General features: G+C 71.7%; 16 protein-coding genes. 8 read left to right on the top strand and 8 right to left on the bottom strand.

Annotated features, from left to right (window positions below; translation table 11 throughout):
- Window positions 1-462: 462 nt before the first annotated feature.
- Entirely contained in the window at window positions 463-2,292 is a 1,830-nt protein-coding gene (locus tag EBH09_RS23425; protein ID WP_121748908.1) for a phosphoenolpyruvate carboxykinase (GTP), read from the bottom strand.
- 297 nt (window positions 2,293-2,589) lie between these two features.
- Between EBH09_RS23425 and EBH09_RS23420 the strand changes: the two genes are divergently transcribed.
- The 4 genes from EBH09_RS23420 (at window position 2,590) to EBH09_RS23405 (ending at window position 5,256) form a co-directional block, all read left to right on the top strand.
- The gene (locus EBH09_RS23420; protein ID WP_121748907.1) at window positions 2,590-3,294 is read left to right on the top strand and encodes a hemolysin III family protein; all 705 of its coding nucleotides are present in this window, start codon (window positions 2,590-2,592) and stop codon (window positions 3,292-3,294) included.
- Window positions 3,295-3,412: 118 nt separating this feature from the next.
- Complete coding sequence (locus tag EBH09_RS23415) at window positions 3,413-4,057, top strand: TetR family transcriptional regulator (protein ID WP_121748906.1); 645 nt, start codon at window positions 3,413-3,415, stop codon at window positions 4,055-4,057.
- Between the two features lie 33 nt (window positions 4,058-4,090).
- A complete protein-coding gene (locus tag EBH09_RS23410) occupies window positions 4,091-4,822 on the top strand; it encodes a Mut7-C RNAse domain-containing protein (protein WP_121748905.1) in 732 nt (243 codons plus the stop codon).
- Between the two features lie 161 nt (window positions 4,823-4,983).
- A complete protein-coding gene (locus EBH09_RS23405; RefSeq protein WP_121748904.1) occupies window positions 4,984-5,256 on the top strand; it encodes a hypothetical protein in 273 nt (90 codons plus the stop codon).
- Here the strand turns inward: EBH09_RS23405 and EBH09_RS23400 are convergent.
- The 6 genes from EBH09_RS23400 to EBH09_RS23375 all read right to left on the bottom strand — a co-directional run bounded on the left by EBH09_RS23400 (window position 5,243) and on the right by EBH09_RS23375 (window position 15,134).
- Window positions 5,243-7,678, bottom strand: a complete 2,436-nt coding sequence (locus tag EBH09_RS23400; protein ID WP_121748903.1) for a galactose oxidase-like domain-containing protein — start codon at window positions 7,676-7,678, stop codon at window positions 5,243-5,245. The genes EBH09_RS23405 and EBH09_RS23400 overlap by 14 nt on opposite strands.
- Window positions 7,675-8,865 (bottom strand): glycosyltransferase, encoded by a 1,191-nt coding sequence (locus EBH09_RS23395; RefSeq protein WP_121748902.1) that lies wholly within the window; start codon window positions 8,863-8,865, stop codon window positions 7,675-7,677. The genes EBH09_RS23400 and EBH09_RS23395 overlap by 4 nt, the downstream gene beginning before the upstream one ends.
- Window positions 8,862-10,511 (bottom strand): phospholipid carrier-dependent glycosyltransferase, encoded by a 1,650-nt coding sequence (locus EBH09_RS23390; RefSeq protein ID WP_121748901.1) that lies wholly within the window; start codon window positions 10,509-10,511, stop codon window positions 8,862-8,864. The genes EBH09_RS23395 and EBH09_RS23390 overlap by 4 nt, the downstream gene beginning before the upstream one ends.
- Window positions 10,508-11,770: a glycosyltransferase gene (locus EBH09_RS23385; RefSeq protein WP_121748900.1), complete on the bottom strand. Its 1,263-nt coding sequence runs from the start codon at window positions 11,768-11,770 to the stop codon at window positions 10,508-10,510. Before EBH09_RS23385 ends, EBH09_RS23390 begins: the two co-directional genes overlap by 4 nt.
- A gap of 207 nt (window positions 11,771-11,977) precedes the next feature.
- The gene (locus EBH09_RS23380; RefSeq protein WP_193776484.1) at window positions 11,978-14,020 is read right to left on the bottom strand and encodes a thioredoxin domain-containing protein; all 2,043 of its coding nucleotides are present in this window, start codon (window positions 14,018-14,020) and stop codon (window positions 11,978-11,980) included.
- Window positions 14,021-14,255: 235 nt separating this feature from the next.
- Window positions 14,256-15,134 carry a LysR substrate-binding domain-containing protein gene (locus EBH09_RS23375; RefSeq protein ID WP_121748898.1) on the bottom strand — a complete coding sequence of 293 codons (879 nt, stop codon included), beginning with the start codon at window positions 15,132-15,134 and terminating at the stop codon, window positions 14,256-14,258.
- A gap of 275 nt (window positions 15,135-15,409) precedes the next feature.
- Here EBH09_RS23375 and kdgD point away from each other — a divergent pair, with 275 nt between their 5' ends.
- The 4 genes from kdgD (at window position 15,410) to EBH09_RS23355 (ending at window position 19,848) form a co-directional block, all read left to right on the top strand.
- Window positions 15,410-16,336 carry a 5-dehydro-4-deoxyglucarate dehydratase gene (gene kdgD, locus EBH09_RS23370; protein ID WP_121748897.1) on the top strand — a complete coding sequence of 309 codons (927 nt, stop codon included), beginning with the start codon at window positions 15,410-15,412 and terminating at the stop codon, window positions 16,334-16,336.
- 131 nt (window positions 16,337-16,467) lie between these two features.
- Entirely contained in the window at window positions 16,468-16,869 is a 402-nt protein-coding gene (locus EBH09_RS23365; RefSeq protein ID WP_202977431.1) for a hypothetical protein, read from the top strand.
- Between the two features lie 24 nt (window positions 16,870-16,893).
- Window positions 16,894-18,252, top strand: a complete 1,359-nt coding sequence (locus tag EBH09_RS23360) for an enolase C-terminal domain-like protein (RefSeq protein ID WP_121748896.1) — start codon at window positions 16,894-16,896, stop codon at window positions 18,250-18,252.
- A 102-nt stretch (window positions 18,253-18,354) separates the two neighbouring features.
- Entirely contained in the window at window positions 18,355-19,848 is a 1,494-nt protein-coding gene (locus tag EBH09_RS23355) for a gluconate:H+ symporter (protein WP_121748895.1), read from the top strand.
- A 90-nt stretch (window positions 19,849-19,938) separates the two neighbouring features.
- On the opposite strand, the gene xdhC is transcribed toward EBH09_RS23355, so the two are convergent.
- Window positions 19,939-20,847 carry a xanthine dehydrogenase accessory protein XdhC gene (gene xdhC, locus EBH09_RS23350; RefSeq protein ID WP_238697421.1) on the bottom strand — a complete coding sequence of 303 codons (909 nt, stop codon included), beginning with the start codon at window positions 20,845-20,847 and terminating at the stop codon, window positions 19,939-19,941.

Raw genomic sequence — 20,847 nt, 5'->3', positions numbered from 1 at the left:
ACGGCGGTCGCCATCCTGACCGCCGAGCGCATGGACGCGCACGCCGCGGCCCTCGAACCGCGCGAGTTCGCGTCCCACTGAGCCCTCCGGGCTCCCCCCGACGGCCCCGGCCCGCGCGCACCCGCAGCGACGCGCGGGCCGGGTGCCATTCACTGCGTTGGCCTTGACGGGATCGCGACGGCGCCGTGGGGCTGGCCGCGGTCGGGCGACTGCGCGTGGTGGGTGGCTGATCGCGCAGTTCCCCGCGCCCCTTCAAGGCGCGTGCTCACCGGGGCGTCGACATGCCGAAGGGCCGGGTCCTCCGCACGCCGTTGTGCGGGGACCCGGCCCGAGTGGGACCACCCCGTGCTCCGGGGTACTGCTGAGCTACTGGAGCGCGGGGAGACCCCCTCGCGGCCGGCCTTCGTGACGACTTCGCGGGTCAGGGCTAGTCGGACCGGACGCGGAGCTGGGGCGGGACGGTCAGCCCAGGCGCTGCACCAGCGCCCGGTACTGGTCCCACAGCTCGGCGGGCGTGTGGTCGCCGAAGGTGTTGAGGTGCTCGGGGACGAGCGCCGCCTCCTCGCGCCACACCTCCTTGTCGACGCTGAGCAGGAACTCCAGGTCGGTGTCGGCGAGGTCGAGGCCGTCGGTGTCGAGGGACTCCTTGGTCGGCAGCACGCCGATCGGGGTCTCGACTCCGTCCGCCTTGCCCTCCAGGCGCTCCACGATCCACTTCAGGACGCGGCCGTTCTCACCGAAGCCCGGCCAGACGAACCTGCCCTCGTCGTCCTTGCGGAACCAGTTGACGTAGTAGATCTTGGGCAGCTTGGACTGGTCCTTGTCCTTGGCCACGTCGACCCAGTGACCCATGTAGTCGCCCATGTTGTAGCCGCAGAACGGCAGCATGGCGAAGGGGTCGCGGCGCAGCTCGCCGACCTTGCCCTCGGCGGCGGCGGTCTTCTCGGAGGCCACGTTGGCGCCGAGGAAGACGCCGTGGTTCCAGTCGAAGGACTCGGTGACGAGGGGGACGGCGGTCGCCCGGCGGCCACCGAAGAGGATCGCCGAGATCGGCACGCCCTTGGGGTCCTCCCACTCCGGCGCGATGATCGGGCACTGCGCGGCGGGCGTGGTGAAGCGGGCGTTGGGGTGCGCGGCCGGGGTGCCGGACTCGGGGGTCCAGTCGTTGCCCTTCCAGTCCGTCAGGTGGGCGGGCGTCTCCTCGGTCATGCCCTCCCACCACACGTCGCCGTCGTCGGTGAGGGCGACGTTGGTGAAGACGGAGTTGCCCCACAGGGTCTTCATCGCGTTGGCGTTGGTGTGCTCACCGGTGCCGGGCGCGACGCCGAAGAAACCGGCCTCGGGGTTGATGGCGTACAGGCGGCCGTCCTCGCCGAAGCGCATCCAGGCGATGTCGTCGCCGATGGTCTCCACGGTCCAGCCGGAGATCGTGGGCTCCAGCATGGCGAGGTTGGTCTTGCCGCAGGCCGACGGGAAGGCGGCGGCGACGTACTTGGGCTCGCCGGTGGGCGGGGTCAGCTTCAGCACGAGCATGTGCTCGGCGAGCCAGCCCTCGTCGCGGGCCATGACGGAGGCGATGCGCAGGGCGTAGCACTTCTTGCCGAGCAGGGCGTTGCCGCCGTAGCCGGAGCCGTAGGACCAGATCTCGCGGTCCTCGGGGAAGTGCGAGATGTACTTGGTGCTGTTGCACGGCCACGGAACGTCCTCCTGGCCCTGCTCCAGCGGGGCGCCGAGGGTGTGCACGGCTTTGACGAAGAAGCCGTCGTCGCCCAGCTCGTCCAGGACCGGCTGTCCCATGCGGGTCATGGTGCGCATGGAGACGGCGACGTACGCGGAGTCGGTGATCTCGACGCCCAGCGCGGAGAGCGGGGAGCCGAGCGGGCCCATGCAGAAGGGCACGACGTACATGGTCCGGCCGCGCATGGAGCCGCGGAACAGGCCGCCCTCACCTTTTTCACCGGTGAAGATCTCCCGCATCTCGGCGGGGTCCTTCCAGTGGTTGGTCGGGCCGGCGTCCTCCTCCTCGGCGGAGCAGATGAAGGTCCGGTCCTCGACGCGCGCGACGTCGGAGGGGTCGGAGGCCGCGTAGTACGAGTTGGGGCGCTTGATCGGGTCGAGCCTGCGGAAGGTGCCCTTCTCGACGAGCTCCCCGCACAGGCGCTCGTACTCGGCCTCGGATCCGTCGCACCAGACCACTTCGTCCGGCTGGGTCAGTTCGGCGATCTCGTTCACCCACGAGATCAGCTCCTGGTGGTTGGTGGGGACGGGGGGAGCAGCGATGTCGCGCGCCACGATTGCTCCTAAATGAGGGGTTTTTTGTTTGGAGGCCCCGTGGGGGCTGCGACCCGGATGCGTGACGTTGACCTCTCGGGCGCTCATCCGGTGTCGACCGCACTCATTTGATCATCCGACGTGAGCGCCCATCTGTCCAGAGGGCCTCACACCTGAGCGGCGTGAGGATCGCCACGTGCCCATATCGGGGATTTACGGGGGTGTGCGGCCGGGTACCCCCGTGAGACGATGACCACTCACCGCCCAGGCCCGTCCGTACTGATGCGTAACTTACGGTCCCGTAGGTACGATGCCCCCATGACTGCGTCCGCCTCCGACGCCCCCAGGGACTCGCCCGCCGACGGCCGCGGTCCCGTGGCGCTCTCCCTGCCGCATCCGGTCAAGCCGAAGCTGCGCGGCTGGCTGCACCTCGGCATGTTTCCGGCCGTCCTCGTCGCGGGTCTGGTGCTCACCGCCCTCGCCGAGTCGACCGAAGCACGCGTCGCCTGCGGGATCTACGTCCTGACGGCCTGCCTGCTGTTCGGCGTCAGCGCGCTCTACCACCGGGGCGACTGGAGCCCGCGGATGGACGGCGTACTGCGCCGTCTCGACCACGCCAACATCTTCCTGATCATCGCGGGCACCTACACCCCGCTCACGATGCTCCTGCTGCCGGATTCCGAGGGCCAGTGGCTGCTGTGGGGCATCTGGGCCGCCGCGGCGGCGGGCATACTCTTCCGCGTCTTCTGGGTCGGCGCCCCGCGCTGGCTCTACACCCCCTGCTACCTCGCCATGGGCTGGGCGGCCGTGTTCTACCTCCCCGAGTTCATGCGGGCCGGCGGCGTCGCCGTACTCGTCCTGGTGATCACGGGCGGCCTGCTCTACAGCGCGGGCGGCGTGATCTACGGCCTCAAGCGCCCCAACCCGTCACCGCGCTGGTTCGGCTTCCACGAGGTCTTCCACTCCTTCACGCTGGCGGCCTTCGTCGCGCACTACGTGGGGATCTCGCTGGTCGCGTACTAGTAGGGCCTGTCCGGCGGATGAGGCCGCGGGAAAGGGACGGCGCCTCATCGGCGCAGGTGAGCGGGGGCTGGTGCGTCACCCGGCGGCTTGGCGCCGCCCCATGGCCGACAATGACCCCATGACGGCCGCACGCTCCCGCTCTCCCCGCTCCCCCGCCGACGGCCCCCGGTCGCCCGGTCTGCGGGAGCGGAAGAAGACCAGGACCCGCGAGGCCATCCGTGCCGCGGCCTACGCGCTGATCCGGGAGCAGGGGTACGAAGCGACGACGACGGAGCAGATCGCCGACCGCGCCGAAGTGTCGCCGTCGACTCTCTTCCGCTACTTCCCGGCCAAGGAGGACATCGTCCTCACGGACGAGTACGACCCGGTCATGGCGGCGGAGCTGGCCGCCCGGCCCGCCGACGAGCCGTGGCCGGCCTCCCTGCGGCACGTCGTGCGCAAGGCCGTCGAACACGGCGCCGGCGAGGAAGCCGAGCTGACCCGGCTGAGGGCACGGCTGCTGGCGGAGGTGCCGGCGGTGCGCTCGCGGATGCTGGCGAGCATGTCGGACACCGGCCGCCTGCTCGGCCGCGCCATCGCCGACCGCACCGGCCTCGCCCCCGAGGGCCTGGAGGTGCGGGTCCTCTCCATGTCCCTGGTCGGCGGCCTGCTGGAGGTCTCGCGGTACTGGGCCGAGCACGACCACGAGGAGAACCTGGCCGACCTGGTCGAACGCGCTCTGGACGTCCTTGAGCACGGTCTGCCGACTGCCGGAAAAAGCTGAGGCCACGCCCCTGCCCCATGGCATCCTGACCGGGTGAACGGTCCCGAGATCCACGTCGAGTTCGCCCCCGAGCTGCACCTGTTCGTGCCGCGCGCCCGTCCCACCGGCGCCGCCCGCGCGGCCACCGACGGCGTCTCCACGCTCGGCCATGTCGTCGAGTCCCTCGGCGTCCCGCTGACCGAGGTCGGCACGCTCCTCGTGGACGGCCGCGAGGTGCCGCCCGGACACGTCCCCAGGGGCGGCGAGTCGGTGAGCGTACGGCCCGTGGAACGTCCCCAGCGGGTCCCGGGCGCTCCCCTGCGCTTCCTGCTCGACGTGCACCTCGGCACCCTCGCCCGCCGGCTGCGGCTGCTCGGCGTGGACACGGCGTACGAGTCGACGGACCTCGGCGACCCGGCGCTCGCCGCCCTGTCGGCGGCCGAGAAGCGGGTCATGCTCAGCCGCGACCGCGGCCTGCTGCGCCGCCGCGAACTGTGGGCCGGCGCCTACGTCTACAGCACCCGCCCCGACGAGCAGCTCCAGGAGGTCCTGGACCGGTTCCGGCCCGAGCTGCGCCCGTGGACCAGATGCACCGCCTGCAACGGACTGCTGGGACAGGCCACCAAGGAGGAGGTGGCCGACCAGCTCAAGGGCGGTACCGAGCGGTCGTACGACGCCTTCGCGCAGTGTCGCGCGTGCGGGCGCGCGTACTGGAAGGGCGCGCACCACGAGCAGTTGGAGGCCATCGTGGACGCGGCGGTGCGCCGGGGTACTCAGGGTGGTTGAGTACGGCGGTTGAGTATCCGCGCCGGTCCCCCCGGGGCGGCCGGCGCGGTGGGATGGGCGGTATGAGTTCCCCGTCACCACGCTCCGCGGCGCGGACCGCCCCCGCGCCCTGGCCCGCCACCGGACCGCGGTCTCCCGCCCGCGCCCTGACCGTGTGCTCCGTGGCCGGGCTGGTCCTGCTCCTGCCGACCGTCCTCGTCGCGTGGCTCGCCGTGCTCGCCTCCGAAAGCGGCGCCGACTGTCTGATGTACGGCGAGCGGTGCCCCACCGTGCCGGGCGCGGCGCTGTGGGCCTGTTTCTGGGCGGCGGCCGGACTGGGCGTACTGGCGCTGGCCTGGCCCCGCACCCGGTGGCCGGCCGCCAGGTGCTGGGCCGTCGTCCTGCAGTGGGGTGCCCAGCTCACGCTGGGCGCCCTGATCCTCAGCGGCGCCTGACGTCCCCCTTGCCGCAGGCGGTGCCGTCCCCGTCCGGGTCCAGGCGCAGCGGGTCGTCCTGGCCGTTGACCTCCAGGCGGCCGTAGTCGTTGCGCTCCAGCCAGTCGCAGCGTTCGGCCGTCGTCTTCCTCACCTCGTCCGGGAAGGCGGTCGGCACGCAGACGTTGGCGGAGCCGTAGTGCCGGTCGCAGCCGGAGACGGTGGGGCCGACCGGGTGCGACTCGCGCTTCTTGCCGGGGCCCGCGACCTTGCCGGAGGGGGCGTCGGCGAAGGAGTGGACGTGCGCGGAGGCGTCCTTGGTGCTGAGCGCCTGCGGGCCGTCGAGGTGCACCCACTTCGCCACCGACGGCACGCCGTTGGCGTCGACCGCGAAGAGCATGTACCAGCCGGGCGGGGCCAGGTTCGGGTTGCTCGTCACGTTCAGGTCGACGTTGTCGCCGTCCACCGACAGCGGCAGGTCCACGAACCGCTGGTTCGGGTCCGAGGAGTGCGTCACGGCGGCCGGGCGGATCAGCTCCGCCTTGGCGATGGGCCGGTCGACGGTGATCCGCTGGGTGTCGCCGTAGTTCCACTCGGTGTCGATGACCGAGGTGATCGCCGGACGCTCGCCCCTGAGCAGGTAGGGCGGGGTGTAGATCGACACGTCGTGGTTCCAGGAGCCGTTGCCCGGGTTGTCGCCGGTCGTCATCACGCGCCCGTCGGGCAGCAGGAAGGCCGAGGAGTGGTAGCCGCGCGCCTCCGGGTCCACGGCCACCGGGTCGAAGGTCTCCGTCTCCGGGTCGAAGATCGACGTCTCGAAGACCGGGTTGGCCCGGTTGTGCAGGGCGCCGCCGGTCTCCAGCACCGTGCCGTCGGGCAGCAGGACGGTGGAGACGTACATCTTGCCCTGGTCGCCGGTCTGCGGGACCGGGCCGTTGCCGAGGTCGACGGTGCCCTGCGGGAGCGGGGGCCCGGCCACGTACGCCGGGTTGGGCTGCTTGAGGTCGATGATGTCGGTCAGCCGGTTGGCGTCCGGGTTGGAGTCGATGTTGCCGCCGCCGATGGTCAGCACCTTCTGGTCCTGCGCCGGGGGCAGCAGCACACTGGCGGACTGATCGCGTTCGTCCTTGTCCTGGAGGCCCGGCACCTGGGTGATGCTGTTGGCGTCGTAGTCGTAGATCGCCGAGCCGGTGCCCGGGATGTTGTTGCCGAAGACGTGGCTGCCGGAGTAGAACAGCCGCCCGTCCTGCATGAGGATCATCGACGGGTACAGGCCCCAGTAGGACCAGGTCTGGTTGACCTGCCAGGTCGGCAGCCACTTCTGCTGCTCGTCGGACCACAGGTCGGCCGTCACCGACCCGGTGGAGTCCTCGCGCAGGCCGCCGAAGGAGATGACGTCGCCGTTGCCGAGGATCGTCGCCGACGGGTACCAGTGGCCGTCGTTCATGTCGTTGGTCTTGACGTAGGTCTCGGTCTCCGGGTCGAAGATGTACGAGTCCTTGTAGCCCTGGTAGCCGATCGTGCCGTCCGCCGACGGATAGCCCTTGTTGCCGCTCATGACGAGGACACGGCCGTCCTTGAGCTGGACGTGCCCGGCGCAGAACATGTCCTTGGGCGTCGGGATCGTCTTGTACTCGCCGGTTCCCGGGTCGTAGACGGCCGACGTGAAGGTGCCCGCCTCGAACATCTCGGGGTCGTTGCCGGAACCCGCGATCAGCAGCACCTTTCCGTTGTGGAGGACGACGGAGTGCATGGAGCGGACCGGGTTCTGGGTGGGCAGCACGTCCCAGCGGCCGTTCGCGCACTCCTCGGCGGTGCCCGTGCACTCCGGGTCCGGGACCGGGTCGGCGACCTGCTCCATCGTGTAGTCGTCGGTGGTCGCCGAGCCGGTGCCGTAGACGGAGACGCCCCAGCTGATCCGGTCGGTGCCGGCCGGGACCTCGGGGGTGCGCACGCTCGCCTGTGTCCAGTCGGCCGCCATGTCGAGCGTCTTGAGGTCGGTCCAGTACTGCCAGCCGGCGGCGGGGTCGTGCCGGAAGAGCGTGAGCGAGGTGTCCGGAGTCGTCGACTTGTACCAGAGGGACAGGTCGTACTGCTTGCCCTCCGTCACCACCGGCGCGCACTCGGTGGACTCGGTGATCAGGGCCTTGCGGTCGCCGTCGGCCCGGCGGGTCAGCTCGACCTTCATGGCCCTGGTGCCGGAATGGGCGTCGGCGACCGTCTCGAAGGTGAAGTCGTTGTCGCCCCAGCCGGACTTCGACCAGCAGTACGGCATGTCGCCGGTGCCGGCGGTCTCGAAGCCGGGGTTGCTGATCAGGTTGGCGGCGGAGGCGGGCTGCGGCGCGGTGAGGAGGAGGCCGCCGGTGAGGGCGGACACCGCCAGGAGGGCGGAGGTTCTCCGTCGGGGGGCCCGGCGAGGGCTCCTTCGCGGTCCACTTCTCATGCCTCACTCCTTGCTGTGCGGGCCGTACGGCGTCGGCGCGGGAGGTACACGAGCGCCTCCGTCCCTGCGAAGCGCAGGACGAAGGTGATGACGAGGGCCAGGGCGGTGGCCGGCAGCACGGTCAGCCCGAACTCCCCGACGAGCAGGGCGATCAGCGGGATGCGCAGCACCAGGTCGGCGTTGGCGATCAGCCCGAACCGCAGGGTCCGGTCGGCCCAGTGCCGGTGCCGGCGCCGGTCGCGGAAGAGCAGCCGCTCCAGGAGCAGGAAGTTCCAGGCCACGCCGAACTGGTTGGCGACGATCTCCGCGGGCAGGTAGTGCACGCCCGCCTCGGTCAGCGCCCACAGCGCGGCCAGGTTCGGCACGAAGCCGCTCAGGCCGATCAGCCCGAAGGCGACCATGCGGGCCAGTGGCGAGGTGGTGCGCAGTCCGGCCAGGTGGCGCAGGAAGCGCAGCCCCTCCTGAGCCGTGGACTTGGACTCCCCGGCGAACCGCTCCTCGAAGACGAACGGCACCTCGGCGACCGCCTGGGGGCGGCTGCGGACGGCCAGTTCGAGGAGGATCTTGTAGCCGAGCGGCTTGAGCACCTCGGCGGTGACCTCGCTGCGGCGGATGGCGAAGAAGCCGCTCATCGGGTCGCTGATGCCGTGCAGCCGGCGCGGGAAGAGCGCCTTGGTCAGCCAGGTCGCCGCGCGCGAGACGGCGAGCCGGTAGCTGCCCGCCAGCCCGGCGCGGCTGCCGCCCTTGATGTAGCGGGAGGCGACGACGAGTCCGGCGTTCGCCCGCTCGCCGGTGGCGACCAGCTCCGGCACCAGGGAGGGCGGGTGCTGGCAGTCGCCGTCCATGACGACGATCCAGTCCGACCCGGCCGCCTTCATGCCCTCGACGACCGCGCCGCCGAGCCCGCCGGCCGGCTCGTCCCGGTGCAGGACGGTGACCGGGAAGGGGCAGTCGGGCGCCGCCTCGCGGATCACGTCCGGGGTGTCGTCGGTGGAGTCGTCCACGAAGACGACCTCGCAGGGCAGCCGGGCGGGTACGGACTCGGTGATCAGGTGCAGCAACCGCCGTACGTTCCCCGACTCGTTGAACGTCGGTACGACGATGGTGACGGCACCCGGCTCGGGCACCTCCGAGGCGCCTACGGCCGGACGTCCCAGCTCGTCGGGGACGGTGGACTCGTGGCTCATCGGGCGGCTCCGGAGGGCTGGATGCGGCGGATCTCGATGCGGTCCGCACCGGTGCCGAAGACGGCGACCGGGGCCGAATGGTTCATGGCGGCCTTGACGTTGGGCAGGTCGACCGCGTCGCGCCGCACCGTCGGGGAGGCGACCACGTAGTCGATGTCGCGCCAGCCGCCCGGCATCGTCTTGGTCACCGCCGGGTCGAGGTCCGCCTTGTAGAACCAGATGACCCCGAGGCCGGGTTCGTATCCGGCGTGCACGAGGTCCAGCCAGAGCGCGTCGTCGACGAGGACCCGGGTGTCTTCCGGGTCCGGCACCTCGGTCGCCAGCCAGTCGGCGGCTGCCTCGTAGGGAGCGTTGGCGTCGGCCGTGACCGCGGTGCGGCCGCCGTCGTACCAGCGGGGTACGACGTAGGCGCCGGCGGCCAGCACCAGGACGCCGGCGAGCGCGTACCGGCCGATGGTGAGTCCTCGTTTCTCGGCCTCGGTGCGCCATCTGCGCAGTACGGCGTGGGCGACGCTCGCCGCGCCCCCGGCCAGGACCAGGGCGAGGAAGGGCAGGGCCTGGATGACGTACATCGCGGGCAGGTAGCCGGTGGGGCGCAGGGCGAGGCCGGCGAGGATCGCGACCGTCAGGGCCGGTCCGGCGAGCGCCCGCGCGGTGACCGACCAGCGCCGGGTGGCCAGCAGGAGCAGCGCCCCGGCGAGGCCGCCGAGCGGCAGGACGCGGTCGTAGTAGAGCCAGGACTGCAGGACGCCCCACGAGCCGGAACCCTCGTCGAGGATGAAACCGGAGCCGGGGCGGGTCAGCTGGTACTCGATGCCCTCCCACAGGGATACGTGCCCGCTGCCCGGCAGCAGCTCGCCCTTGAGCAGGGCGAAGAGCGGATACGAGAACCCGATGAGCGCGCAGGCCGTGACGGCGCCGGTCAGCGCGAACTTTCGGGTGTCCCGGTGGCTGTGCCGCCACATGGTGACCAGCAGGGCGGGCAGGACGACGAGCATCGTCTCCTTGGTGAGCACGGCCGTGGCGGCGGCGATGCCCGCGCCGAAGTGGTGCCAGAGGTGGCGGCTCGGGGAGGCGGCGAGCGCGAAGGCCAGCAGCGTCCACATCACCGCGAGGTTGTCGAGGAAGATCTCCCGCTGGAGGACGACGGACAGCGGGGAGAGGCCGAAGAGGGCCAGGGCGAGCCCGGCCGCCCAGCGCGGCAGGGAGAGGCGGCGGGCGATGACGTAGACGAGGACGGCGGAGACGGCGCTGACGCTCAGCATCACGCCGCGCATGGCGCCGACCGTCATCGACTCGGGGCTGAGCAGCGCGGGGATCCAGGTCAGCACGGCTATCTGGATCCAGCCGAGCGGCGGGTGGTCGTACCAGTAGGTGTAGTGGGCCAGGCCCTCGCCCTGCTGGACGGCCCAGGCCTGGGCGAGGTAGGTGCCCTCGTCGTCGCTGAGGGTCGGGTAGTCGGAGATGTTCCAGCCCTGCACGAGCATGATCGCCACGAGGAGCCCGCCGCACAGCAGCAGGTCGGGGCGCGAGGAGCGCAGGCGGCCCGGCGGCGCCTTCGGTTCGGGGGCCGGTCCGGTGTCGTGGGCAGGCCGGCGCTGCGCGGGGACCTTGGTGCCGGTCGCCGCGGGGAGGGTGGAGGTCACGCGGGAACGTCCTCTCGTTCCACGGGCGCGAGGTGCGCGCCCACGTGGCTGGTCAGCTCCCAGTCGTTGCGGCCGCGCTGCTCACGCCATACGGCGCGGACGGCGGCCCCGGCGAGGAGTACCTGGTAGAAGGGGCCGCCGACGATCAGCTTCAGGTAGTGCGTGAAGCGGACCCGCAGGCCGTACTGCTTGCCGAAGTCGTGCAGCCCGACGACCTCGAAGACGAAGGTGACCAGGGCGGTGACGGCCGGCAGGAAGGTGACGAAGGCGATGCCGACGGGCACGTCCAGGAAGAGGGCGATGGCCGCGTTGAGCGGGATGATGACGCCGGTGAAGGCTTGCAGGAAGGGCGTCATCAGGGTGTAGCGAGCCAGCAACCGCTGGGTGAAGGTGGGCAGTTGCTTCCAGTCCTTCTTCCGGTACACCTGGAGGAAGCCCTGGTTCCAGCGGGTGCGCTGCTTGAGCAGGGAGACCAGCGAGCCAGGGGTCTCCTCCCGGGTCACCATGTCGGAGTCGTAGGCGACGACGACCTTCTTGCCGATGCTGGAGAGCCGGACGCCGAGGTCGCAGTCCTCGGCGAGGCAGTTCGGGTCCCAGCCGTCGGCCGCCCGCAGCACGTCGGTGCGGACGAACACGGTGTTGCCGCCGAGCGGGATGAACCCCTTCTGCGCGTGCAGGTGCAGCCGGGAGCGGAACCAGAAGAAGTACTCCAGGCAGTTGCGCAGGCTGTACCAGCTGGAGTGGAAGTTGATCAGCTGGACCCCGCCCTGCACGACATCGGCGCCGGTGGTGCGGAAGGCGTGGTCGACGTGGGCGAGCAGTTCGGGATGGACCTGGTCCTCGGCGTCGAAGACCCCGACGACGTCACCGCGGCAGTGCGGCAGCGCCGTGTTCATGGCCTTCGGCTTGTTCTTCTTCTCGTGGGTGTCGACGACGACCCGGACGCGCGGATCGCGGCCGGCGGCCCTCTCGGCGACGGCGGTGGTCTCCGGATCGTCGTGTCCGACGATCACGATGATCTCGAAGTCGGTGTGGGACGAGGTCAGCAGCCGCTGGATGGTGTGGTCGAGCACGGCCTGCTCGTGCCGCGCGGGCAGGAGCAGCGAGAACGACACGTGCTCGTCGCCGTCGGGCCGGCTGAACCGGGTGGAGGCGAGTACCTCCGGCGTACGCCAGGCGTGCATCTGCCACCAGAGTGTGAACGCCGCCATCCAGAAAAGTGCCAGTGAAACGGCAGCGATGAAGACGGACGTAAGCAAGAAAGATCCCCCCAGATCTTTGAACTCCCCCTACGCGGCGGAGCACCCGAATCGGGCGCCCGCTCCGCCGCGTCACGGTGAAGAGATTAGGGGCAACCTGTGAAACCCATAAGGTGTTTGGGTGAAGAGCGTGTTTCCTCACAATGAGGACCGGGTCTGAACAATTCGCCCGCCGGTCGCGTTCCGGATGCTTCCGTTTATGTCGTTTTAGCTGCTCAAGGCAGCATGCAGCGCGGCACGCAGCCGCTCCGGGTCGGTCGTCGGCGCGTCACAAGTGAAGTTCCGGCAGACGTAGGCGGCCGGTGCACCGTCCACCAGGGGCCGGTCGGCGAGCAGGGGGAACTCGTCGCTCCCCTCGGCGCCGAAGGCGACGACCGCTCCGGGCGCCGTCCCCAGAAGCGCCGTACGGTGCAGGCCCTTCGTGGCACTGTCGTCCAGCCCCGGCCCGACGACGGCGACTTCGCGGGGCCCGTCGAGCAGCGCCTCGGCGGCGGCCAGCCCCCAGCCGACGAAGCGCGGGACCCGCGGGCCGAGCGCCTTCACCACGCCGAGGGCGTGCTCGGCGGCGGTGCGGTGCGGCTCGGAGCCGGTGTGCGCGGCGTAGGACAGCAGGGCGCCCGCGGCCGCGGTCCAGCCGGACGGGGTGGCGTTGTCGGTGGGGTCCTGGGGGCGGCGGATCAGTTGCTCGGCGTCGGCCGCGGTGTCGTAGAGGGAGCCGGACTCGTCGGTGAAGCGGGTGAGGACGTGGTCGAGCAGCAGCCCGGCGAAGTCCAGCCAGACGCCCTCCCCGGTGACCGACGCGAGCGAGAGGAAGCCCTCCGCCACGTCGGCGTAGTCCTCCAGCACCCCCGCGTTGGCGCCCGCCCGGCCGTCCTTGCTGGTGCGGAAGAGCCGGGCCTGCTCGTCGAGGTGCAGTCGCACGAGCAGGTCGGCGGCGGCGACGGCGGCCTCCACCAGGTCGGGGCGCTCGAAGTAGGCGCCCGTCTCGGCGAGCGCGGCGATCGCGAGGCCGTTCCAGGCGGCGACCACCTTGTCGTCCCGGGCCGGGGCGGGGCGCCCGTCCCGCGCGGCCAGCAGCCGCTCCCTGACCGAGGCAATCCGCTCGGCGTCGAACAGACCCTCCTGCTGCGGAAGTTGCAGCACCGAGGACCCGTGCTCGAAGGTGCCCTCCTCGGTCACCCCGAAGTACTGCGCGGCGAGCGCGGCGTCGTCGGCCCCGAGGACCTCGGTGAGCTGGGCGGGCGTCCACACGTAGTACGCGCCCTCGACGTGCCGGCCCGTGCCGTCGTCGCTGTCCGCGTCCAGCGCGGAGGCGAAACCGCCCTCCGCGGTGCGCAGTTCACGCACCATGAAGTCGGCGGTCTCCAGGGCGACGCGGCGGGCGAGGTCCGAGCCCGTGGCGCGCCACAGGTGAGCGTAGACACGGCACAGCAGGGCGTTGTCGTAGAGCATCTTCTCGAAGTGGGGCACCACCCACTCGCGGTCGACGGAGTACCGGGCGAAGCCGCCGCCCAGCTGGTCGTAGATACCGCCGCGCGCCATCCGCTCGCAGGTGTCGCGCGCCATCTCCAGGGCGCCGCCGGCGCCGGTGCGGGCGTGGTGGCGCAGCAGGAACTCGACCACCATGGACGGCGGGAACTTCGGTGCCCCGCCGAACCCGCCGCGCTGCGGGTCGTACTCCCGGGTCAGCCCGAGCAGCGCCTGTCCGAGCTCCGCCTCCCCGGGCGGCCGCGCGTCGCCGTAGGAGATCTCCCGTCCGGCGAGGTCCCGCACGATCTTCCCCGCGACCTCGGTGACCTCGTCCCGGCGCTCGGCCCAGGCCTGCCCGACGCCCTGGAGCACCTGGCGGAAGGAGGGCATGCCGTGCCGGGGCTCGGGCGGGTAGTAGGTGCCGAAGTAGAAGGGCTCGGCGTCCGGTGTGAGGAACACGGTCATGGGCCAGCCGCCCTGCCCGGTCGCCGCCTGCACGGCCTCCATGTAGACGGCGTCGACGTCGGGACGCTCCTCGCGGTCGACCTTGACGCTCACGAAGTGGGAGTTGAGGAAGTCGGCCGTGGGGCCGTCCTCGAAGGACTCGTGCGCCATCACGTGGCACCAGTGGCACGCGGAGTAGCCGACGCTCAGCAGGACGGGTACGTCGCGGCGCCGGGCCTCTTCGAAGGCGGCGTCCTCCCATGGCCACCAGTCGACCGGGTTCTCCGCGTGCTGGAGGAGGTACGGGGACGTCGCCTGCGCAAGTCGGTTCGGCATACCTCCATCCTCGCGCACGCGCCGCCGCCCCGCCGATACGCCACGGGGGGGGACGCGCGGATGGGGCCTTCGTCCGCCTTCCCGCACCCGTGGAAGTGGTCTCCGGGCGTGCGCCCACGCACTGTTCGGGGCCGGCGCGCTCCCCGCGCCGCCTTCCGGTCCTCGTGTCCTCGCCCGGCCGGTGGCAGTCCGGGCGCCTTCGGCGCCGGAACCTCCGTGGCGGTGCCACCCGGCGTCACAGGTGCTGGAGGAGGACGTGCAGCGCGGGATTGTCGTTGTTCTTCCGCCAGACCAGGTTCAGCTCGACCGAGGCGGGCGCGGCCAGATCCACGGGCCGGAAGACCACGCCCGGGAAACGCGCCTGCGCGGCCGTCTCGGGAACGAGCGCGACGCCCCAGCCCGCGTTGACCATCGCCAGGATGCTGTGCACCTGCGTGAGGTAGTGGGTGAACTCGGGCATGACGCCCGCAGCGCGGAAGACGCTGATCAGCAGCTCGTGGAAGTAGCGCGCCTCGACGGGCGCGTACATCAGCAGCTCCTGGCCGTCGAAGTCGGTGATGTGCAGACCCGCGCTCTGTTCGGCCAGCCGGTGGCCGACCGGCAGGGCGGCGAGGAGGGCCTCCCGGGCGGCCGGACGGGAGACGAGCTCGGCGCCGGTGGCGGCGGCGGGGCGAACCATGCCCAGGTCGAGGGCGCCTTCGGCGATGGCCTCCAACTGGTCCCGGGTGACCATCTCACGCAGCACGATGTCCGCGTCCGGGACGGCGCCGCGTGCCGTTTCGAGGAGCCGGCCGAGACTCGAGTAGGCGCTCGCGGCGGTGAAGCCCACGGCCACCACCCCGGCCTGGCCGGCGGAGACCTGGCGGACGGCGAGGGCCGCGTCGTGCGCCTGGCGCAGGATGCGGCGGGCCTCGTTGAAGAAGGTGCGCCCGGCCGGGGTCAGCCGGACCGAACGCGTCGTGCGGTCGAGGAGCTCCACCCGCAGTTCGCTCTCCAGCAGCTGGATCTGGCGGCTCAGCGGCGGCTGGGTCATCCGGAGGCGCTCGGCGGCTCGCGTGAAGTGCAGCTCCTCGGCCACGGCGACGAAACTGGTCAACTGCGCGAGGGTGAACATTCATGCTCTCCGAGTATCACTGGATCCAAAACAGATGTTGGACGTGGATCAGAAACGACCATAACTTCGTCGGAACGCCGACGGCGAGACCCGTTTGGACACCGCGACCGACACCGCGCACCCTCCCGCCGGTGATCCGCGGGGTGCCCGGAGCGGACCGCCGTCACCGAGCCCGGCCTTCCTCGGCCGGGCGGGTTTTCGCGTGGCTTCTGCCACCTTCCAGGGGGGGAGCCACGTCCGACCGGCCCTCCGTCCACACCTGGAGCATCGCAGCCATGTCCTCCTTCTCCCCCGTCGAACTCGGCCACCGGATCGGCTCCGGCTTGCTGTCGTTCCCCGTGACGCACTTCGCGGACGATCTCTCCTTCGACGAGGACGCCTACCGCGCGAACATCACCCGTCTCGGGAAATACCAGGTCGGGGGCCTCTTCGCCGCCGGCGGAACCGGTGAGTTCTTCTCACTCACTCCCGGCGAGGTCGAGCAGGTCACCGCCGCCGCCGTGCAGAGCGCCCCCGAGGGCACCCCGATCCTCGCGCCCGCCGGCTACGGCACCCGCACCGCCTGCGAGTTCGCCGCCGCCGCCGAGCGGGCGGGCGCCGACGGGATCCTGCTCTTCCCCCCTTACCTCACCGAGGCGTCCCAGGAGGGACTGGCCGCCCACCTCGAGGCCGTCTGCCGCGCCACCTCCCTCGGCGTCGTCGTGTACGGGCGGGCCAACGCCGTGTACGGCGCCGACACCCTCGCGCGCGTCGCCGAGGCGTGCCCCAACCTGATCGGCTACAAGGACGGCGTCGGCGACGTCGAGGCCATGACGCGGATCCACACCCGCCTCGGCGACCGGCTCACCTACATCGGCGGGCTGCCGACCGCCGAGATGTTCGCACTGCCGTACCTCGAACTCGGCGTCACCACCTACTCCTCCGCCGTCTTCAACTTCGTACCCGAATTCGCCCTCTCCTTCTACGACGCCGTGCGCGAGCACCGCCGCGAGGACGTCGCGCGGATGCTGAACGACTTCGTGCTGCCGTACACGGAGATCCGCAACCGGCGGCCCGGCTACGCGGTGAGCATCGTCAAGGCGGGCATGACGGCCGTCGGCCACGGGGCCGGCCCCGTGCGCCCGCCGCTCACCGACCTCACCGCGCAGGAGCTCGCCGAACTCTCCGCGCTGATCGAGCGGCTGCCCGGCCTCTCCGCCTGACCGCGTCCCACCCCCTCCCCCCCCTCGTTCCCCAGGCCCGTACGCTCCGTACGAAAGGACCGCATGCCTTCGCCGGCCCCTGAAGAGACCCCGATACCGAACCACAGGGCACGCCGGCGCTGCAGCAGGAGATGTTCGGCGCCGCCGCTCTCGTGGTGCGCTGCCGCGACCTCGGACAGGTCGCCGACGTACTGCGGGCCCTGGAGGGGCAGCTCACCGCGACCGTACACACCGCCGAACACGATCTGGACGCCGCACACGCGCTGCTGCCCGTCCTCGAGCGGGGCGCCGGCCGCGTGTTGTTCAACGGCTGGCCGACCGGGGTCGAGGTGGGCCACGCCATGGTGCACGGCGGCCCCTTCCCCGCCACGTCCGACGGCCGCAGTACCTCGGTCGGCTCCCTCGCCGTCGAGCGCTACCTGCGCCCGGTGGCGTACCAGGACCTGCCCGCCGAGCTGTTGCCCCGTCCGCCGGCGGACGGCAACCCCGAAGGTCTGTGGCGCCGCGTCGACGGCGTACCGGGCCTGCACTGAGCCCACGTGAAAGCGGAGAGAGACATGGCAGTCACAGACCACGGGCCGACGGTCGCCTCGGTGCGCGTCGTCCCGGTCGCGGGCCGGGACAGCATGCTGCTCAACCTGAGCGGCGCGCACGGCCCCTACTTCACCCGCAACCTGGTGATCATCACCGACTCGGACGGCAGGACGGGGCTCGGTGAGGTACCCGGCGGCGAGGCGATCCGCCGCACGCTGGAGGCGGCCGCCGAGCTCGTCGTCGGCCGGCCGGTGGCCCGGCTGCGCTCCCTCGTCGCGCGGGTGCGGGCGCGGTTCGCGGACCGCGACGCCGGGGGGCGCGGGGCGCAGACCTTCGACCTGCGCGTGGCCGTGCACGCCGCCACGGCCATCGAGTCGGCGCTGCTGGACCTGCACGGCAAGTACCTGGGCGTGCCGGTCGCCGAGCTGCTCGGTGAAGGGCAGCAGCGCACCGAGGTCCCGGTGCTGGGCTACCTCTTCTACATCGGTGACCGCGAGCGCACCGACCTCGGCTACCTCGGCCCGGGGGACGAGCGCGACACCGCAGACCCGGCCGACGCCTGGCTGCGGCTGCGGCACGAGGAGGCGCTCACCCCGGAGGCCGTCGTGCGGCTGGCGGAGGCCGCGCACGCGAGGTACGGCTTCCGCGACTTCAAGCTCAAGGGCGGGGTGCTGCCCGCCGAGGAGGAGGCGGCGGCGGTCACCGCGCTCGCGCGGCGCTTCCCCGAGGCACGCGTCACCCTCGACCCCAACGGGGCATGGCGGCTGGCGGAGGCCGTCCGGGTCGGCCGCGGCCTGCGGGACGTCCTGGCCTACGCGGAGGACCCGTGCGGCGCCGAGGACGGCTACTCCGGCCGCGAGACCATGGCCGAGTTCCGGCGGGCCACCGGCCTGCCCACCGCCACCAACATGATCGCCACGGACTGGCGACAACTCGCCCACGCGCTGCGCACGGACGCCGTGGACATCCCGCTCGCCGATCCGCACTTCTGGACGATGAGCGGCTCGGTGCGGGTGGCGCAGCTGTGCCAGGCCTGGGGGCTCACCTGGGGCTCGCACTCGAACAACCACTTCGACGTGTCGCTGGCGATGTTCACTCACGTCGCCGCCGCGGCACCCGGCGAGATCACGGCGATCGACACGCACTGGATCTGGCAGGACGGCCAGCACCTCACCCGCGATCCGCTCACCATCAGTGACGGGCTGCTGCGCGTCCCCGAGGCCCCCGGCCTCGGCGTCGAGCTGGACGAGGAGCAGGTCGCGGCCGCCCACGAGCTGTACGAGCGCGAAGGACTCGGCGCCCGCGACGACGCGGTGGCGATGCGCCACCTCGTACCCGGCTGGTCCTTCGATCCCAAGCGCCCGGCTCTCGACCGGGACTGAGCTTTCCGCGGGGCCGGCAGCCACCGGCCCCGCGCTGTCCTCGGCCCGGCAGGCGAGCCGCTCACGGCCTGCCGAGTCATCCATGCCCGACAGGAGGCAACGATGCCTACTGCACCATCGGATCTCATATCCCCGCTGCCCTGGAACACGCTGGCGGCCGAGGCGCCGACCACCACCTGGGACCTGCCGCCCTGGGCGCTGCTGCTGCTGGTGGCGGGCGGGGTCGCACTGCTGCTCCTCCTCGTCATCAAAGTGAAGCTGCACGCCTTCCTCGCCCTGCTCGTGGTGAGCATCGGCTTCGCCGCCGCCGCCGGAATCAGCCTCGACGAACTGCCCGGCGTACTCAAGCAGGGTATGGGCGACACCCTGGGCGAGATCGCCGTCATCGTCGCCCTCGGCGCGATGCTGGGCCGGGTCATGCAGGAGTCCGGCGCCGTGCAGGTGCTCTCCGGGAGACTCCTCGCGGCCTTCGGGGAGAAGCGGGCCCCGCTCGCCGTGGGGCTCACCGCGCTCCTGGTGGGCGTGCCGGTCTTCTTCGACGTCGGCTTCATCCTGCTGATTCCGCTGATCTACGCGGTCGCGGAACGCTCGGGCCGCTCACTGATCAGCGTGGCGCTGCCCGCCGTCGGCGGCCTGGCCATCATGCATGCGGTGCTGCCGCCGCACCCGGGTCCCGTCGCCGCCGCCGGGCTGCTCGGCGCCAGCCTGGGCTGGGTGACCGTCATGGGACTGATCTGCGGCCTTCCGGCCTGGTTCATCGGCTCCTATCTCTTCGGCACCAGGATCGGCGACCGGCTGCACGTCCCGGTCCCCGAGCACGCGCGCGGGCTCTCGTCGGAGAAGGGCGCCGGGGAGAGGGAGAGCCTCTCCGCGGGGGACGGCGCGCAGGGACCGGAGGCGAGGGACACGCCGGGGTCACAGCCCTCGCTGGGCGTCACCGTCCTCGTGATCCTCCTGCCGGTGCTGCTGATCATGCTGCACACCTTCGCCGGCCTGGTCTTCGACGAGGGCGCTCTGCGCACGGCGCTCGAGTTCATCGGCTCCCCGGTCATCGCCCTGACGGTCGCCACACTTCTGTCGATCTGGGTACTCGGGGTGCGGGGCGGCATCAGCATGGAGCGCATCGACAAGGCGGCCTCGGCGTCGCTGGGCCCGGTGGCGCTGGTGCTGCTGGTGACCGGCGCGGGCGGTGTCTTCGGTGCCGTCCTGGAGCGGTCGAACGCCGGGGACGCCCTTGCGGACCTGATGGGTTCGACGGCGCTGCCGGCCGTGGTGCTCGCGTTCCTCTTCGCCACGGTCCTGCGGGTGGCGCTCGGTTCGAAGACGGTCGCGATCGTGACCACGGCGCCGATCGTCGCGCCGCTCATACGCGAGTCGGACCTCTCCCAGCCGGAGATCGCGCTCGTCGTCGTGGCGGTGGCGGCGGGCGGCACGGTGCTGTCACACGTCAACGACTCCGGCTTCTGGCTCTTCAACCGGTACATGGGCATCGACATCCGTACGACGCTGAAGACCTGGACGCTGATGGAGACGTTCCTGGGACTGACCGCTTTCGCCATCGCCGCCGTCCTCAGCGGTGTCCTGGCCCTGGTCTGAGGGCTCCGGCCCGGCCGTCGCCCTCTCGTCCGTGCCCGGCACGGCGGGCCGGTCCAGTCAGGCGCCCGGCCCGTCACCAGCCCGCATCCGTCAGCCGGACCGGCGTGTCGGGGCGTCGGCCCGCCGGTCGCCCTGCTCCTGTCGGTGGCCCTGGCCCCGCCGGCCGGCCTCGGCCCGCCGGTCACCCTTGCTCTCGCCCTCGGTCTCGAAGGTGCGCAGCAGATCCGCCGCGACGCTCACGGCGATCGTCGCGGGTTCCTTGCCGGTGATGTCGGCCAGCCCGATCGGGGTCCTGATCCGGTCGATGGCGGCCTCGTCATGACCGCCCTCGGTGGCCAGACGCCTACGGAACCGCACCCACTTGGCCGCCGACCCGATCAGCCCGATGGAACCGAGGTGAGTGGTACGCAGGGCGGCGTCGCACAGCGCGGCGTCCTCGGCATGGTCATGGGTCATGATCAGGATGTGGGTGCCGTACGGCAACCGGGCCAGCACCTCCTCGGGCAGCAGCGGCGTGTGGTGCACGTGCACCTGCGCCACCGCGTCCGCCAGCACGTCGAGCCGCTCCTCGGTGAGCATGTCGGCGCGGTTGTCGACCAGGTGCAGGTCGAGGTCCTGGCGGGCCAGGACGCGCGCCAGTTCGAGCCCGACGTGCCCGACACCGAAGACGGCCACAGCCCGTACCACCGGCAGCGGTTCCAGCAGTACCGAGACCGTGCCGCCGCAGCACTGCACGCCGTGCTTGTTGGTCACCTTGTCGTTCAGGGCGAAGTCGATCAGCTCCGGTCCCGGCGTGGCAGCGGCGATCATCTCCCGGGCCCGGTCGATCGCGACGGCCTCGACGTTGCCGCCGCCGATGGAGCCCCACGTCCCGGTCCGCGCCACGACGAGTTTCGCACCGGCGTCGCGCGGGGCGTGGCCGCGCACGGTCGCGACGGTCACCAGCACGCCGGCCTCCCGGCGTGCCCGCAACCGCGCGACCGCGGCGACCCATGTCAT

The sequence above is a fragment of the Streptomyces sp. E2N166 genome, assembly GCF_003671715.1.
GTDB lineage: Bacteria > Actinomycetota > Actinomycetes > Streptomycetales > Streptomycetaceae > Streptomyces > Streptomyces thinghirensis.
Note: the sequence above shows the minus strand (reverse complement) of the source record. Positions and strands in the feature narration are given on the sequence as shown.